Source organism: Streptomyces sp. SM18, assembly GCF_002910775.2.
GTDB lineage: Bacteria > Actinomycetota > Actinomycetes > Streptomycetales > Streptomycetaceae > Streptomyces > Streptomyces halstedii.
Genome location: NZ_CP029342.1, coordinates 4,539,538 through 4,555,415, shown reverse-complemented (window position 1 = coordinate 4,555,415; position 15,878 = coordinate 4,539,538). Strand labels below are relative to the sequence as shown.

At 72.5% G+C, this 15,878-nt stretch carries 15 protein-coding genes; 5 read left to right on the top strand and 10 right to left on the bottom strand.

Annotated elements, in window-relative coordinates:
* Positions 1 to 7: 7 nt before the first annotated feature.
* From B9S64_RS20730 to B9S64_RS20715, 4 genes are all read right to left on the bottom strand, one after another.
* Positions 8 to 1,150, bottom strand: coding sequence for an acyltransferase (locus B9S64_RS20730; RefSeq protein ID WP_103489736.1), 1,143 nt, complete (start codon positions 1,148 to 1,150; stop codon positions 8 to 10).
* A gap of 102 nt (positions 1,151 to 1,252) precedes the next feature.
* Positions 1,253 to 2,599, bottom strand: coding sequence for a polysialyltransferase family glycosyltransferase (locus B9S64_RS20725; protein WP_103489737.1), 1,347 nt, complete (start codon positions 2,597 to 2,599; stop codon positions 1,253 to 1,255).
* 3 nt (positions 2,600 to 2,602) lie between these two features.
* The gene (locus tag B9S64_RS20720; RefSeq protein ID WP_103489742.1) at positions 2,603 to 3,568 is read right to left on the bottom strand and encodes a glycosyltransferase family 2 protein; all 966 of its coding nucleotides are present in this window, start codon (positions 3,566 to 3,568) and stop codon (positions 2,603 to 2,605) included.
* 136 nt (positions 3,569 to 3,704) lie between these two features.
* Complete coding sequence (locus tag B9S64_RS20715; RefSeq protein ID WP_103489738.1) at positions 3,705 to 4,349, bottom strand: TetR/AcrR family transcriptional regulator C-terminal domain-containing protein; 645 nt, start codon at positions 4,347 to 4,349, stop codon at positions 3,705 to 3,707.
* A 38-nt stretch (positions 4,350 to 4,387) separates the two neighbouring features.
* On the opposite strand from B9S64_RS20715, the gene B9S64_RS20710 reads away from it, so the two are divergent.
* Positions 4,388 to 5,812, top strand: coding sequence for an FAD-dependent monooxygenase (locus B9S64_RS20710; protein ID WP_103489739.1), 1,425 nt, complete (start codon positions 4,388 to 4,390; stop codon positions 5,810 to 5,812).
* Positions 5,813 to 5,846: 34 nt separating this feature from the next.
* Positions 5,847 to 6,305, top strand: a complete 459-nt coding sequence (locus B9S64_RS20705) for a MarR family winged helix-turn-helix transcriptional regulator (protein WP_103489740.1) — start codon at positions 5,847 to 5,849, stop codon at positions 6,303 to 6,305.
* Between the two features lie 31 nt (positions 6,306 to 6,336).
* Here the strand turns inward: B9S64_RS20705 and leuE are convergent, their stop codons facing one another.
* The gene (gene leuE, locus B9S64_RS20700; protein WP_028439132.1) at positions 6,337 to 7,002 is read right to left on the bottom strand and encodes a leucine efflux protein LeuE; all 666 of its coding nucleotides are present in this window, start codon (positions 7,000 to 7,002) and stop codon (positions 6,337 to 6,339) included.
* 134 nt (positions 7,003 to 7,136) lie between these two features.
* Positions 7,137 to 8,717 (bottom strand): methylmalonyl-CoA mutase, encoded by a 1,581-nt coding sequence (locus tag B9S64_RS20695; RefSeq protein ID WP_103489741.1) that lies wholly within the window; start codon positions 8,715 to 8,717, stop codon positions 7,137 to 7,139.
* A gap of 268 nt (positions 8,718 to 8,985) precedes the next feature.
* Here B9S64_RS20695 and B9S64_RS20690 point away from each other — a divergent pair, with 268 nt between their 5' ends.
* Entirely contained in the window at positions 8,986 to 9,924 is a 939-nt protein-coding gene (locus tag B9S64_RS20690; RefSeq protein ID WP_109492085.1) for a L,D-transpeptidase family protein, read from the top strand.
* 217 nt (positions 9,925 to 10,141) lie between these two features.
* On the opposite strand, the gene B9S64_RS20685 is transcribed toward B9S64_RS20690, so the two are convergent.
* A complete protein-coding gene (locus tag B9S64_RS20685; RefSeq protein WP_103490061.1) occupies positions 10,142 to 11,242 on the bottom strand; it encodes a hypothetical protein in 1,101 nt (366 codons plus the stop codon).
* A complete protein-coding gene (locus tag B9S64_RS20680) occupies positions 11,242 to 11,925 on the bottom strand; it encodes an RNA polymerase sigma factor (RefSeq protein ID WP_103490060.1) in 684 nt (227 codons plus the stop codon). Before B9S64_RS20680 ends, B9S64_RS20685 begins: the two co-directional genes overlap by 1 nt.
* A 370-nt stretch (positions 11,926 to 12,295) precedes the next feature.
* On the opposite strand from B9S64_RS20680, the gene B9S64_RS20675 reads away from it, so the two are divergent.
* Together B9S64_RS20675 and B9S64_RS20670 are read left to right on the top strand one after the other, a co-directional pair.
* Positions 12,296 to 12,562, top strand: coding sequence for a type II toxin-antitoxin system Phd/YefM family antitoxin (locus B9S64_RS20675; protein ID WP_103490059.1), 267 nt, complete (start codon positions 12,296 to 12,298; stop codon positions 12,560 to 12,562).
* Positions 12,555 to 12,818 (top strand): type II toxin-antitoxin system RelE/ParE family toxin, encoded by a 264-nt coding sequence (locus B9S64_RS20670; RefSeq protein WP_103490058.1) that lies wholly within the window; start codon positions 12,555 to 12,557, stop codon positions 12,816 to 12,818. The genes B9S64_RS20675 and B9S64_RS20670 overlap by 8 nt, the downstream gene beginning before the upstream one ends.
* Positions 12,819 to 12,862: 44 nt before the next feature.
* On the opposite strand, the gene B9S64_RS20665 is transcribed toward B9S64_RS20670, so the two are convergent.
* Positions 12,863 to 13,441, bottom strand: coding sequence for a hypothetical protein (locus tag B9S64_RS20665; protein ID WP_103490057.1), 579 nt, complete (start codon positions 13,439 to 13,441; stop codon positions 12,863 to 12,865).
* Between the two features lie 266 nt (positions 13,442 to 13,707).
* Positions 13,708 to 15,321, bottom strand: a complete 1,614-nt coding sequence (locus B9S64_RS20660; RefSeq protein ID WP_103490056.1) for a family 20 glycosylhydrolase — start codon at positions 15,319 to 15,321, stop codon at positions 13,708 to 13,710.
* Positions 15,322 to 15,878 lie beyond the last annotated feature (557 nt).

Sequence of the window (15,878 nt, the reverse complement as noted above, 5' to 3'; positions counted from 1 at the left end):
CCCCGCTTCAGCCCAGCGCGCGACTCAGGCCGAGGCGGGTCCACAGCAGGGCGGCGGCGAAGGAGAGCGCGGTGGTGGCCGTCGTCACGGCCGCGACGAGGGCCAGGGCCGCGGGCCAGGTCAGGTCCGCCGTGACCAGGGCGTCGGTGAGCACGCCCAGGACCAGAATGTGGATCATGTACGCGCCGAACGAGGCACCGGCCAGCCGGCTCAGGGCCGGCCGCCACCGGACCGGTACCCGGACCCGGTGCAGGCAGAGCAGCATTCCGCCGCTGAACAGGGCGACCAGGACGCTCGCGTACGGGATCGCGTAGTGCACCGCGTGCTGGTACGCGACCACGGCGGCCAGGGCGGCGGCGGTGGGGAGCAGCCACAGCAGCCGCCGGGCACCGCGCGTACCGGCGGGGGCCGCCAGCAGCAGCGCGCCGAGCACCGCGTAGATCAGCTGGTACGGGCCGAAGCCCCAGCCGAAGCGCGGGACGTCCGCACCGGTGAGGGAGGCGAGGTCGCCGCAGAGGGACGGGGCGGCGGCCAGGACGAGCAGCGCGGCGCCCAGGCCCCAGGAGCGGCGGCCCGCCCTCACCGCCGCCGCGAAGGCCAGCAGCATGATCACGGGAATGTAGGCGTACAGGTACCAGAGGTGGTAGGCGGGGCGCACCGAGCCGAACAGGGCGTCCAGCGCCAGATCGCGGACGGGGGCGTCGTTGGTGCCGCGCAGCCGCCCCCACGCCAGGTAGAGCGCCGTCCACACGGCGAGGGGGACCGCGATCCGCACGATCCGCACGCGCAGTTGGCGGCCGTCCCGGGGCGGGGCCCCGACCAGGACCACCCAGCCGGCGATCGCGAAGAACAGCGGTACGGCGAAGCGGCCCGCCGAGTCGGCCACCAGCCCGGCCCAGTAGGTCGCCGGGCCGTCGGCGGCCGTGCGGTGCGCCGTGTTCACGAAGGCCGAACCGGTGTGGCAGAGGATCACCCCGACGGAACAGAGCAGCCGGATCAGGTCGATGTCGTACCGGTGCTCACGGCGTGGCGCAGGCAGGGGCCCGGCCCCCGGTGCGGAAGCGGTTTCAGGCGCGGCGGCCGCGGTGGCGGGTCCCCCGAGGACGGGAGCGGGCACGGGGACGGCGGGGGAGGCGGAGGAGGAGGGCATGGTCCTCGCAGGCTACGAACGCTCCACGGCCCGGTGAACTCCCGTGGGATGAACGCTCACTTCGCCGGGGTGTCCGGAAGGTGAAGACCCCGTGCCCGCCGGTCAGAACCCGAGACTGCTGCGTGTCCGCCGCACGGTGCGGCGCAGCCGGACGGCCGCGCCGCGCGGTCCGGCGCCGGGCAGCAGGAGCCGTTGGAGGCGGCGGCGCTTGAAGTAGTGCTGGGTGGTGGCGTCCAGCCGGGCCCGCAGCCATGTCTCGGCCTCGGCGCGCAGGGCGGGGTGGAGGCCGGACTGCATGCAGTAGCCCACCGTCCGCACCAGCGGCGCGAGTGTGTCGGGTGCCGCCCCGGGCAGGGCGGGTACCGGCTCGGCGCCCATCTGGTCCAGGTCGGGGACGAGGTGGTCGACGATGGTCAGCGGGACGCGGTTGCTGTTCTCGTACGGGGTGATGCGGTCCAGTACGAGGCGGGTGCCGACCCGGGCGACGGGGATGCCGTAGTACACGGCGGCGGTGAACATGGCGGTCGAGAAGCAGCCGACCACCAGCGTGGGCGCGCACCGCTCGTAGAGGGTCTCGGCGAGCAACGGGCCGTCCAGCGTGGTCAGCCGGACCCCGGCCTCGGCGGCGGCGTCCTCCAGGGCCCGGGAGTAGCGCGCCGGGGCCGTGGGGTGGGGCTTGAAGAGGACGGAGGTGTGGCCGGCCCGCGCGGCGCCGCGCAGCATGCGCGCGTGGAGGTCCTCCTCCTCCTCGGCGGTGAGGATGTTCAGCGCCGCGAGGTACTGCCCGAGCAGGACGGCCGTGGGTGCCGCCTCCTCCGCCCCGGCGAGCCCGCGGTCGCCGTCCGCGGCGCGGGCGATCTCGGCGAGGACCGCGCGGAAGGCCTCGTCCGGGACGAGTTCGGGTGCGACGCCGGCCTCGGTGAGCAGCAGCGGTCGCAGGCCGGGCACCAGGTCCAGGTGCAGCACCCGCTGGACGCGGCAGGCGAGGGTGGCCGGGATCCGGTTGCGGGTGGGGCCGTAGCTCATCAGGCCGTCGGCGTAGACGTGCAGGGCGCTCTCCGAGAAGATCGCCGCCAGCGCGCGGGCCGGGTTGACCTGGATGGACTCCACGGCGAGGTCCACCCGGGACGCGGGGTCGATGCCCCAGGCGAGGCGGAAGGCGCGCTGCCACAGCACGGTCTCCTCGGCGACGGGCCCCCAGCCGCTCGGGTGGTGCGGGCTGATCGCGTCGTTCCAGTCGACGACGGAGTCGAAGCGGGCGGCGATCGAGCCGTATCCGCGCATCTCCTCCAGGCGCAGGGCGGTTTCGGGGACCTCGGCGTTGTTGGAGACGAGCAGGACGCGGTGGCTGTCCTGGCCGGGCCCGAACATGCCCGCGTCCAGCGCCGCCGCGACGGTGGCCGCCCCGTACAGGGTGGAGACCTGGAAGATCTGGGTGCGCAGCGTCATGGGTCAGGCGGCCTTCTGCTTGTCGCGCAGGCGCTGGAGCAGGGTGCGGCGCTTGCTGTCCATCATCGTCAGGGTGGTGTCCAGCACCGGTTGCGGCATGCGGTGCAGTGCGGCGGTCGATTCGTGGCGCAGCCGCTTCGCGGTGGCGGGCTCGTACGCGTCCGCCTTCTCGTTGTGGAACGCGATCATGGCGCAGTACGTGCGGACCGCCTTGGGCAGAAAGAGTTCCGCGTCCCGGTCCCGCCCGATCTCGTCCATCAGCGTGTCGTAGGCGGCGAAGAAGTCCAGCTGGCGGGCGTCCTTGATCTGGGTGAGGGAGGTGGGGACCCCGCGCCGGTAGAAGACGCCGTACAGGCCGAGGGCGGCATAGCTGCGGGCGTGCAGGTGCATCCGCCATACGAAGAGCCGGTCCTCGGCGGTGCGCAGGTCGGTGGCGAACCGCAGGGCGCCGTCCTCGAAGAGGCGGCGGTGGTAGATCCCGGCCCAGACGAACGGGTAGTCCACCATGGTCTCCCGCTCGGGGGCCGCGATGCCGTCCCTCGGGTCCAGCACGGTGTCGCGGAGCCGGGCGGGCGCTCTTCGCACCACGCGGCTGGTGCCGGTGGACTGGACGTGGTCGGTGCGGGCGAAGTCGCAGTCCAGTTCCCGGACGGCGTGCAGCAGCCGGGCCAGATGACCGGGGGCGTACCAGTCGTCGCCGTCGAGGAAGGTGACGTAGTCGCCTCGGGCCGCGTCGATGCCGCTGTTGCGGGCCGCGGCGATCCCCACGTTGGTGGTGTGCCGGATGACCTCGGCCTGCGGGAGCCGGTCGGCCCAGCGGTCGACGACGGCCGGTGTCTCGTCGGTGGAGCAGTCGTCGACCAGCAGGAACTCCACGTCGGGGCCCGCGTTGCGGGCCAGGCTGCCCAGCGCGGTGTCGGCGAAGGCCGCGACGTTGTGGAACGGGACGACGACGGACAGTTGGGGCACGCGGAACTCACCTTCGATCTTGGTCCGCACACGCTAATGAGTCCCGTCGAGGTGCGGGTGTCTTCCGGCCCGACACCCGGTGAACTCTGCGCGTCCACCGGGTGACCGGGGACCGGGCCCCGGTCGCGAGCCGCTCTCAGCTCACCCCGTACCGCGCCTCGATGCCCGCGACGAGGATCCACAGGCCGTCCTCGAAGCGTTCGTCGTACGCGCCGAAGATCTCGGCCCCGGCGGCGGCGACGAGCGGGTACCGCTCCATGCGCGCGGCCCGCTCGGCGACGTCGTACCCCTCGCGCCGCTCGTCGGGCATCGGCTGGACGCCCTGCTCCTCGGTGACGAACCCCATCGTGTACGCGTTCGCGGTGGTGCCCGCGCGCACGGCCTGCCGCGGCGTGAACCCCGCGTCGGTCATGGTGCGCAGATGGGCCTCCAGGCCGGGCGCGTGGTCGGTCCCGGTGAACCGCGCGCCGCTGTAGACCTTCGCCCCGTCGCGGTAGCGCAGCAGCGCCCGGCGCAGGACGCACTGGTACGTCACGAGCTGGTCCTGCCAGCGGCCGGGGGCGGGGCCGGGCAGGTCCTCGTCGAGCATCCGGCGGTACATCACCGTGGCCATCTCGTCGAGGAGTTCCTGCTTGTCCTTGAAGTGCCAGTAGAGGGCGGGCGCCTTGACGTCCAGTTCCCTGGCGATGGCGCGCAGGGTCAGCCCGTCGAGGCCCACCTCGTTCAGCAGCCGGAGGGCGGTGCCGGCCACGCGTGCCCGGTCGATCTTCGTCGTTCCCACCTTGACAATTTAACAGCGTTAAGTTCACACTCGCCACCATGGAACTTAACGGCGTTAAGGAAACCGGTGTGCTGATCGTCGGCGCGGGCCCCAGCGGCCTCGCGCTCGCCTGCGACCTGGCCCGCCGCGGGGTGCCCGCCCAGGTCGTCGAGCAGGCCCCCGCGCTCTTCCCGGGCTCGCGCGGCAAGGGCATCCAGCCACGCACCCGGGAGGTCCTGGACGACCTCGGCGTGGGCGACGCGGTGCGGGAGCACGGCGGGGCCGCGCCCGTCGGCATGGTCTGGGAGAACGGCGAACGGCGGGGCGAGCACGACATGTTCCGCCGCGCCACGCCGACCGAGGCCGAGCCGTACGGGGAGCCCTGGACGATGCCCCAGTGGCGTACGCAGGAGATCCTGCTCGCCCGGCTGCGCGAACTGGGCGGCGACGTCCTCTTCTCGGCCGCCCTCACGGACCTGGCGCAGGACGGGGACGGGGTCACCGCCCAGCTCACGGCCGGGCCGGTCCGGGCGTCCTACCTGGTCGCCGCCGACGGCGGCCGCTCCACGGTCCGCCGCACCCTCGGCATCCCGATGGAGGGGGAGACGGTGGACCCCTCCCCCGTGCTGGTCGCCGACGTCCGGATCGACGCGGCCGCCCTGGACCGGCTGAACTGGCACGTCTTCATGGGCGGGAGCGGATACACCACCCTGTGCCCGCTGCCCGGCACGGCGGACTTCCAGCTGGTCGCCCAGTTCAAGGACGGCGCGCCCGACACCACACCGGAGGGCGTACGGAAGCTGGTCGCCGCCCGCACCCATCTGGCGGCCGGTGACGTCACCGAGGTGCGCTGGGCCTCGGACTTCCGGCCGCGCGCCGCGCTGGCCGGCCGCTTCCGCGACGGGCGGGTCTTCCTCGCGGGCGACGCCGCGCACGTCCACTCCCCGGCGGGCGGCCAGGGCCTCAACACCAGCGTGCAGGACGCGTACAACCTGGGCTGGAAGCTCGGCCAGGTGCTGCTGCGCGGCGCCCCCGACAGCCTGCTGGACAGTTACGAGCAGGAACGCCGCCCCGTCGCCGCGGACATGCTGGGCCTCTCGACCCGGATCCACCGTGGCCAGGAGGAACGCGGCACCAACACCCAGCAGTTGGGCCTCGGCTACCGCGAGGGGCCGCTGTCCCGCGGCCGGGCGGGGCTGCTGGAGGCGGGCGACCGGGCCCCGGACGGCGCGGCGGGCGACGGCCGGCGCCTCTTCGACGTCTTCCGCGGCCCGCACTTCACCCTGCTGGCCGTCGGACCGGGGACCCCGCCGCCGTACACGGACCACGCCATGCTGCGTACACACCGGGTGGACGCCTGCGCCGCCTACGGCACCGGCCTGTTCCTCGTCCGGCCGGACGGCTATCTCGGCTGGGCGGGCGACACCCCCCAGGGCCTCGCCGAGTACGCGCACGCCCTCGGCCTCGACCTCACGTCCGCTTGACCTCAAGTCCGCTTGAGTTCCTACGGTCCGGGACATGGACTACTCACATGACGACGCGGGCCTCGCCCGCCAGCCCATCGGTTACTGGAGTTGGGCCGCCCACACGGCGACCGTGACCCACATCCGCGCCGCCCTCGCCGAACACGGGCTGACCCAGCCGCCCTGGTGGGTCCTCGGACAGCTCGCCGACGCGGACGAGGCGGGCCGTCCCCGCGCCGAGGTGATCGCCACGCTCCGCGGCTATCTGGACGTCGGGGACGCGCTGGAACCCGAGATCGACACCCTGGTGGCCCGGGGCCTGGTCACCGAGGACCCCACCGGCCTGCTGCGTCTGACCGCCGAGGGCCACTCGCTGCGGGCCCGTGTCCACGAGCGGGTCAGCCGGGCGATCGCGGAGATCCACGCGGGAATCCCCGACGAGGAGTACGTGGCGGCCCTCAAGGTCCTCCAGCGGATGATCCACAACGTGGGCGGCACGGCCTGGCACCACTGAACGGCCGGCCGCCGCCCCGCTCAGACGCTGCTCAGACGCTGCTCAGGGTCAGCTTCGCCGCGAACCCGAGGAACAGCACACCCGCCGCCGAGGTGGCCCCCGCCGACAGCCGCTTACGGCGGCGGAAGGCGGTGGCCAGCCGGGTACCGCCGAAGATGAGCGTCGAGAGGTACAGGAAGCTGCCGATCTGGAGCAGCGTGCCCAGCAGCAGGAAGGAGAGCGCCGGATAGGCGTATCCGGGGTCGACGAACTGCACGAAGAAGGAGATCAGGAAGAGGATGGCCTTCGGGTTGAACAGGCTGACCACCAGCGCCCGCCGGTAGGGGCGCTCCCGCTCCCCCGCCGTCCCGGCCGCCTCGTCGTCCCGCGTCAGCTCGGCCACCCGCCGGTGCCGCTCACGCCACATCGACACGGCGGTCCGCAGCATCCCGACGGCGAGCCAGGTCAGATAGCCCGCGCCCGCGTACTTGACCACGGCGAACAGCAGCGGCGTGGTCTGGAGCAGCGAGGCGGCCCCCAGCGCGGACAGCGTCATCAGCACCGTGTCCCCGGTCCACACCCCCGCCGCGGCCACGTACCCGGTGCGCACCCCGCGCCGGGCGGCGACGGAGAGCACGTACAGCGAGTTGGGCCCCGGCAGCAGGATGATGAGCACCAGGCCGGCGAGGTAGGTCGGAAGATCGGTCACACCCAGCATGAACGGAGTGTCGCACGCGCGTACGGCACTCCGCCCGGACCGTCCGCATCCCGGCCGCCGGGACGTACGCCACGCCGGACCGGAACACACGCCCGACGGGACGCACCGCCGCCGGGACGCGCGCCCCCACCGCCTCAGAACACGTCCGACGGGACGTACGTCCCCCACACCTCGCGCAGCGCGTTGCAGACCTCGCCGACCGTCGCGCGCGCCCGCAGCGCGTCCTTCATCGGGTAGAGCACGTTGTCCGTGCCCTCGGCCGCCTTCCGCAGCTCCGCCAGCGCCGCGTCCACTGCCCGCTGGTCGCGTCCGGCGCGCAGCTTCGCCAGCCGGGCTGCCTGCTGGGCCTCGATCGCGGGATCGACGCGCAGGGGCTCGTACGGCTCCTCCTCGTCCAGGCGGAAGCGGTTGACGCCGACGACGACGCGTTCGCCGCTGTCCGTCTCCTGCGCGATGCGGTAGGCGCTGCGCTCGATCTCGCTCTTCTGGAAGCCCCGCTCGATCGCGTTGACGGCGCCGCCCATCTCCTCGACCTTCAGCATCAGTTCCAGGGCAGCGGCCTCGACGTCGTCGGTCATCTTCTCGACCACGTAACTGCCCGCGAAGGGGTCCACGGTCGCCGTCACGTCCGTCTCGTACGCGAGGACCTGCTGGGTGCGCAGGGCCAGGCGGGCGGACTTGTCGGTGGGCAGCGCGATGGCCTCGTCGAAGGAGTTGGTGTGCAGCGACTGGGTGCCGCCGAGGACCGCGCCCAGCCCCTGGACCGCGACCCGCACCAGGTTGACCTCGGGCTGCTGGGCGGTGAGCTGGACGCCCGCGGTCTGGGTGTGGAAGCGCAGCATCAGCGACTTCGGGTTCGTCGCGCCGAACTCCTCCCGCATCACCTTCGCCCAGATCCGGCGTGCGGCACGGAACTTGGCGACCTCCTCCAGGATCGTCGTACGGGCGACGAAGAAGAAGGAGAGCCGCGGCGCGAAGTCGTCCACGTCCATGCCGGCGGCGACGGCGGTACGGACGTACTCGATGCCGTCGGCCAGGGTGAAGGCGATCTCCTGTGCGGGCGAGGCACCGGCCTCCGCCATGTGGTAGCCGGAGATCGAGATGGTGTTCCACTTCGGGATCTCGGCCTTGCAGTACTTGAAGATGTCCGCGATCAGCCGCAGCGAGGGCTTCGGCGGGAAGATGTAGGTGCCGCGGGCGATGTACTCCTTGAGCACGTCGTTCTGGATGGTGCCGGTCAGCTTGTCGGCCGGGACACCCTGTTCCTCGCCCACGAGTTGGTAGAGGAGCAGCAGGAGTGCGGCGGGCGCGTTGATGGTCATCGAGGTGGAGACCTTGTCCAGCGGGATCCCGCCGAACAGGACGCGCATGTCGTCCACCGAGTCGATCGCGACCCCGACCTTGCCGACCTCACCGCTCGCGATCGGCGCGTCCGAGTCGTGGCCCATCTGGGTCGGCAGGTCGAAGGCGACCGACAGCCCCGCCGTGCCGTTGGCGATCAACTGCTTGTAACGGGCGTTGGACTCGGTGGCCGTGCCGAAACCGGCGTACTGGCGCATGGTCCAGGGCCGCCCGGTGTACATCGAGGGGTAGACACCGCGCGTGAAGGGGTACGCCCCCGGCTCACCCAGCTTCTCCTCGGCCCGCCAGCCGTCGAGCGCGTCCGGCCCGTACACCGGCTCGATGGGCAGTCCCGATTCGGACTCACGCGTCATGTGCTGTGCCTCCCGTTCCGCCTACTCAGGCGTAACAACCTTGCGACGGACTCTAGCGGCGGCCCTCCCGCCACCGGAGTGCCGTCCGCTGGGACCTTCCTCACAGAATGAACCACCGGAAGGGCCCCGTCCGGCACATCATCCACGGGATTCGGCAACCGGACGGCGGGGCAGTCCCGTCTCATGGGACAGTCAGGGCCGGCGCGACGGGCAGGACGGACGGAAGAGCCGGCCGGCAGGACGGCGAAGACGAACCAGGGGGCGGCACATGGGACCGATTCGTACCAGCGGCAGGGGCGGCGGAACGCGCGCGGCGGCGACCGCGGCCGTCGGCGTGCTCGCCCTCGCCGCGCTCACCACGGGCTGCCGGGTGGAGACCGCGGGCGCTGCGGGCACCACGGCCCCGGCGCCCCCGCCCACCGCCTCGGCACGGCCCACCGACGACGCGAAGCCGGGCGGCGCCACGAGCGGGCCTCCGACCCGGTCCGCCCCACCGGCCCCCGCCTCCCCCACCGCGCCCCGCACGTCCGCCGCGCCCCCCACCCGCTCGCCGAGCCCGCCTCCCCCGCCGGAGCCCGAGACGCTGATGAGGACCGGCGACACCAGCGAGCGGGTACGCGAACTCCAGGCCAGGCTGCGCCAGATCGGCCACTTCGACCGCAGCCCCACCGGGTACTACGGCACCACCACCCAGGCGTCCGTACAGTCCTTCCAGGGCAAGCGCGGACTGCCCCGGACGGGCAGGACGGACACCGTGACCTGGGAACGGCTGCTGGGGATGACCCGGAAGCCGACGGCGGCGGAGCTGAAGCCGCCGACCGAGCGGGAGGTGGCGAAGCCGGACCCGCGCTGCTTGAAGGGCCGGGTGATGTGCATCAGCAAGAACAGCCGGACCCTGTCGTGGATGATCGACGGCCGGGTCGTCTCGTCGATGGACGTCCGGTTCGGCTCGGAGTACACCCCCACCCGCGAAGGCACCTTCACGGTGTTCTGGAAGTCGCGCCACCATGTGTCCACGCTCTACGACTCACCCATGCCGTACGCCATGTTCTTCAGCGGCGGCCAGGCGGTGCACTACTCCTCCGACTTCGCGGCCCGCGGCTACAGCGGCGCCTCGCACGGCTGTGTGAACGTGCGGGACGAGGCGAAGATCGCCGCGCTCTACGCCCAGGTGAAGGACGGCGACAAGGTCGTCGTCTACCACTAGCGTCGTCGCGTCCGGCGAGCGGGACGAGCCGTGTGATCCGGAATGAGAGGCGCGGACGGGACCGGGGGAACGTGTCCCGCCCGCGCCATGCGCGCTGAGCCGAAGGTACGGGGGGAACCCCGGCTCGTCGCGCGGCCGATGACCAGTCGGCACTCCGTACTGCGCCGCCGGGCCGAAAAACGTTACGCCCGGTTGCCAGGGCGAGCGTTTGCGCAGGTCAGCGCGTTGCCGCCAGATCGGTGGAGGAGGTCGGCCCGGCGGACGGCGAGCCGTCCCCGTCCGGGTCCGGGTCTGCGGTGCGGAAGCTGATCGGGGGGAGCGACGTGCCGCCGTCCTCGTCCCGGCCGGACCCGTGACCACCGCCGTCCGCGCCGTTCTTGCCTCCGCCGCTCCTGCCGTCCTCGTCCCCGCCCTCCTCGCCCTCCTCGCCCAGGAGGCGGTCGCAGAAACGCTCCACGTTCCGCTCCCCACGGGCGAGTTCGAGGAGCCTGCGCCGGTCCTCGCCGCTCAGGGCGTCGTCGCGGTACTTCCGGCAGACCCGCAGCGACTTCCCGTACGCCTCGGTCGCGGACTCGCCGGTGCGGCCGGGGGACGGGGCCGTCGCCCCGCCGGACGCGTCGCCCTCTCCGGTGCCGCCCGCGCCGTCCGAGGAGCCGCGGCCCGTGGCCGTGTCGTCCCCGTCCGGGTCGCCACCACCGCCCGCCGGATCGCCGCCGTCCTCGGTGCGCCCGTCCTCCTGGCCCGCCTCCTCCGGCTTCCCCGGGGTGACGGGCGGACTGGCCGAACCGGACGGCGGGGCCGACGGATCCGCGCTGGGCACCTCGGCACCCAGTTCCCTCGGGGAGGCCTCCGAGGAGACCGACGAGGCGGGAACGGGCGCGCCCTGACCGCCGAACGGGCCGGGCAGCATGCCCGAACTCCCCGCGACCGCCACCCCGCCGAGCGCGCACCCGGCGAGCGAGACGGCCAGTCCGTACCGCACCGGGCGGGTCCAGCGGGGGCGCCGGAAGGGAGCCGGACGCGCCGGACCGATCCGCACGCTGCGCGGGATGTCCTGCCGTCCGGCGGGCCCGGTGGACCGCGCCGCACCGTCCCGCTTCCTGGCCGCCGCCCCGGACGCCTCCCGGAACGCGGCCAGCACACCCTCCTCACCAGGGAGTTCACCGGCGGACGGGCCGGGGGTGCGCACGGCGCGCAGCAACGCGTCCAGTCGCCAGGCCCCGTTCGGGCCGGGAGCGTCGTCGGGTTCGACCCGGTCGCCGCGGAGCAGGTTCTCCGCCGTGTCCGCGTCGAGCCACTCGTCCTGCTCGTCGGCCATCACATGTCCCTCTGCGTCCACGGACGCGAATGCGTCACACCGGCGGGCGCCACCGCGCCGCCCCGTGCGAGCCGTTGCGCGGGCATGCCGTCGAGCCCTCCGCCGGCCGCCGACGCCCCCTCGTCGGGGCCGTTGTCCGTGCCCACGAGCTCCGCCAGCCGCTTCAGCCCCCGGTGCGCGGCCGTGCGCACCGCGCCGGGGCGCTTGCCCAGGGTGCGGGCCGCGCTCTTCGCGTCCAGCCCGACGACCACGCGCAGCACGACGGCCTCCGCCTGGTCCTGCGGGAGCTGGGCGATGAGGTCCAGGGCGCGGCCGGTGGCCAGCGCCTCCAGCGCCTCCCCCGCGGTGTCGGACTCGGCCGGCCGTCCCGTCAGTTCGCTCTCGTCGCCGCCGATCGCGGGGCGCCGGCCCCGCATCCGTATGTGGTCGAGCGAGCGGTTGCGGGCGATCCGGGCGGCCCAGCCCCGGAACCGGTCGGCGTCCCCGCTGAACCGGTCCAGGTCACGCGCTATCTGGAGCCAGGACTCGGAGGCCACGTCCTCGGCATCCGGTTCGCCCACCAGTGTCCGTATGTACCCCAACAGCCGCGGGTGCACAGCGCGGTACACAGTACGGAAGGCGTCCTCGTCCCCGTCCTGTGCCGCGAGCACCGCGGCGGTCAGCTCCGCGTCGTCCCCCAGCACTCCCTCAACCCGCCCTGCTGATCCGAATCGCAGCTGGTCATCACTGCCACGCCACTCTGCGTGACTCAGCACGCTACGTGGTCGAACGCTCCCCCGTCCATGACTTGTACAACACGCAACTGTCCCCGGACGCGGCGCGGTGTGACAGAAAACGCACCGGCGGCGCTGTGTTGAGTACGGGGTCGCGGCGCGGCCTCGTGGAAGACGGCCGGGGCCTCTCCTGTGGGGGGTGGCGGCCCCGGTCGTCGTCCGCCACTCTCCCCGCCACCCGCACCTGCCGCCCGGGGCACACGCCACTCACCGAAGCCCGTACGCGCCCATACATGTCGGACCCGTTGTGTACACATGGAACACGATGTACCGTTGGTGCATGACGCAGATGCCCATAGAGTCCATCCGCGATGTCCGCGCCCACCTGGCGGACGTGGTCGAGCGGGCCGACCGGGACGACGTGCCCACCGTGATCACCCGACGCGGCAAGCAGGTCGCCGCTGTCGTCTCCATCGAGGTCCTGCGCAAGTATCAGGAGTGGGAAGAGCGCGAGATCAACCGGATCATCGACGAGCGCATGGCCGACCCCGCGCCCGGCGTCCCGATCGAGGACGTCATGAGGGAGACGTTGGCACGCGGTGAGTGAATATCGCACTGTCTTCCGACCTGAGGCCCAAGCCGAGCTTCGCAAGATCCCGAGGGACGCGGCCCTCCGCATTCTGACCAAGCTGACCGAGCTGGAGGCCGACCCGCTCGGGTTCAACAGCACGTCCCTCGTGTCCCAGCCCGACTGCCGCCGCCTACGGGTGGGCGACTACCGCGTGATCTACACGATCGACAACGGCGAACTGGTGGTATGGGTGGTCCGCGTCGGACACCGCTCCACCGTCTACGACACCTGAACACCGCTGACGTCGCATCAGGACACCCGGGGAACAGCACCCGCTCAGGTCCGGCCGCGGGCCCGGCGGGACAGGGCCGCCTTCAGTACCCGCTGCCCCTCGGTCGACAGGTCGAGCGCACGGCGCAGGCCCGCTCCGCCGCCGGCCGGGCCCTCGGTCTCCGCGAGCAGTTCCAGGATCGCGATCTGGCGGCGGAGTTCACCCATGACGAGCGGGCCGGCGTCCTCCGCCTCTCCCGTCCGCAGACGCTCCAGCTGCTCCCCGCCGTCCGGGGCGGGCAGGTCGAACTCCTGGTGGACCTCCAGCGCGAGCAGCGAGCAGGCGTCGGCCCAGATGCGCAACGGCCCCTCGGCGAACTCCTTCGGTGCCGCGCGGACCAGGTCCCGGACTCGGTCCGCCACCGCGCTCCCGGCGTCCGGCGGGGTTACGCCCTCCAGGGCCTCGCCCGCGGCCACCAGCCGAGCGGCCCAGTCCCTTCCGTTCCCGCAGCTCGCCCAGAGCGGGCGCAGCGCCTCCGCGCCGGTGCCGTCGTCCGAGGACGGCAGGCACCGCTCCAGGCAGGCGATCCCGCTCGCCGCCAGGCCCCGCTCGTCCGCGCGGGTGATCAGCTCCAGCACGCTCATCGACGTGCCCCCCTCGGTTTCTCGGTCGCTCGCTCCACTTACCGCGTACTGCGCCGAATGGCTGAAAAGCGTCACTCAGGCGATACGGAGGGGCATCCCCCGCTCCGGTCCGAGACCATTTCCGAGGGGTTTCCGGGGGAATTTCGGAGGGTGTTCGAATGATCGATCCCCCGGGAGCGCTGGGGCTCCCGGGGGATCACGGCCGAAAATCATCGGTCACCCCGGACCGGGCGGCCGTCGGGACCCGGACCGGCCGTCAGGCGGGATCAGTTGGACGCGTCGACCTCGTCCGCGAGCTTCTTGAACTGCGCCCAGCTCAGCTCCGGCTTCCTCGGGTCCCACAGCTTCTGGGAGACCGCGTTGAGCGGCATCCGGATGCCGTCGGCCACCTGCGCCTGCGTCTGCGCGTTCGGGAAGTCACCCCAGACCGCGAAGCGCCCGCCCAGGATCTGCTTCGAGTAGCGCTCCGGCACCGGCTCGGTGCCGCGCAGCACCAGCGGGGTCCACTGCTTGTAGATCCGCTCGCCGGTCGGGTAGACGAAGTTGTTGGGCTCGCCGAGCACGTAGTAGAGGAACTCGTCGTTGAGGTTGACCACCTTGCGGCCCTCGGCGAGGTAGTCCTGCGGCGGCCGGGCGCCGATCTCCTTGCCGGTCCAGTACTCGACCTCGATGCCCTTGTCCGCGGTGACCGTGCCCCCGCTGAAGAACCCGTCGTTCCACGCCTTGGGGATCTTCTCCGCCTCGCGGACGACGGCCGCCCGGTCGTTCAGCCAGCCCTCGGTCAGGTCTTGCACGGTGGCCCCGTTGCCGTACTTCTCGCGCGCCGCGACGGCGAGCTGCGGGTACGAGGAGGCCGGGTCGCTCACCGTGAGCGCCTGGTACTCGTCGGCCCCGATGTGGAACCACTGGCCGGGGAACAGCTCGGCGTACTCGCGCAGCAGGTCGTCCACGATCTCGGCCGCCTGCGGCTTGGAGATGTCGATGGCCCCCTGCCGGGGAGTTCCCTGCGTGTTGCGCAGTTGCAGGTCGGGGTGGGCCTTCAGCACGGCCCCCAGGTGTCCGGGCGAGTCGATCTCGGCGACGACCGTGATGTGCAGGCTCGCGGCGAGCTTCAGGATGTCGCGGACCTCGGCCTTGGTCAGATGCTCCGGGGAGACGATCTCCGGGTGCGACTCGGACTCGATCCGGAAGGCCTGGTCGTCCGAGAAGTGCAGGCCGAACTGGTTGAGCTTGAGGTCGGCCATCTCGCGCAGCCGGTCCTCGATCCAGGCGGGGGTGTAGTACTTGCGCGCGATGTCGAGGTTGAAGCCGCGCTGCGGCCGGTCGGGAGCGTCGCGTATGACGCCCTCGGGCACGGTGCCGTCCGCCGCGAGCGACTGCTTGAGGGTGCGGGTGCCGTAGAAGACACCGGCCTCGTCGGGCCCGCTGATCGTGACCCGGTCGTCCGCGGTCTTCAGCGTGTACGACTCCGCCGTGCCCTTGCCGGGGGTGCCGAGCGCCAGCTCGACGTCACCGGCACGGGCCGCGGTCTCACCCCGGTAGCTGATCTTCAGCTCCTTGGCGAGCAGCTGCGCCTCGTCGGCCAGCTGGTGGTCGGCGGCGACGACCGTGCTGTCCTTCCCGGGCTTCCAGCCCGGTCCGCGGGCGGGGGTGTGCTCGCGGACCGCGGGGACGGTCCGGGGCGTCGTCGAGAGCGGGTAGCTGCGGGACGGGGACGGCGAGGCGTCCGTACGGGAGGAGGCGGAGCCGTTCTGCGGTCCGGAGCCGGAACCGTCGGGCCACAGGACGACGGTGAGGGTGACTGCGGCTGCCGCCGTGGCGGCCGCGCCGGCCACCAGGGCTCCGCGTGAGCGTGATGTGGCTCTGTGCGAGGGCGACATCGGTCAGAATCCTCCGGATCGTGGGGGAAGGCGAATCGTGGGGACGGAATCGCGGGAGTTGGGGAGTTGGGGAGTGGGGGAGCTGGGAAATCGCGGGGGAGTCCCGTGCGGCGGGAGAGGCGGGAGGGACAGGAGAGGCGAAAGCGAGGGGAGAGGTGGAAGGGGCGGAAGGACGAACCGTGGCAGGGAGTGGCGGGAGACGCATGTCGGGTCCGGGACCCAGGGGGCCCCATGGCCGAAACCGGGGCATGGACAGAGGTGGTGAAAAGTGGGCGTTCGCCCCGGAAGGGCGTCCATCAAGCGTTCCGGAACTCTCCCGTCCGGGTGAATTCCGGGTGCGTTTGAGGTACTCGTTGCCCGGTCTCGCTACCGTTGCGACACATTCATCAGCCTTCTCTCTCCCCCGCGCAACCTCGTCGCTCTCCGAACCCTCTCCAGGGTCACAGATGCCATTCGTCCGAGGAGTTCCGCTGTCCAGGTCCAGCGAGTCCCCCGCAGGCCTGCCGGAGCGAGGGCGCCGGGCCGGCCGGGCGGTCGTCCCCGTCCAGAGCCAAGGC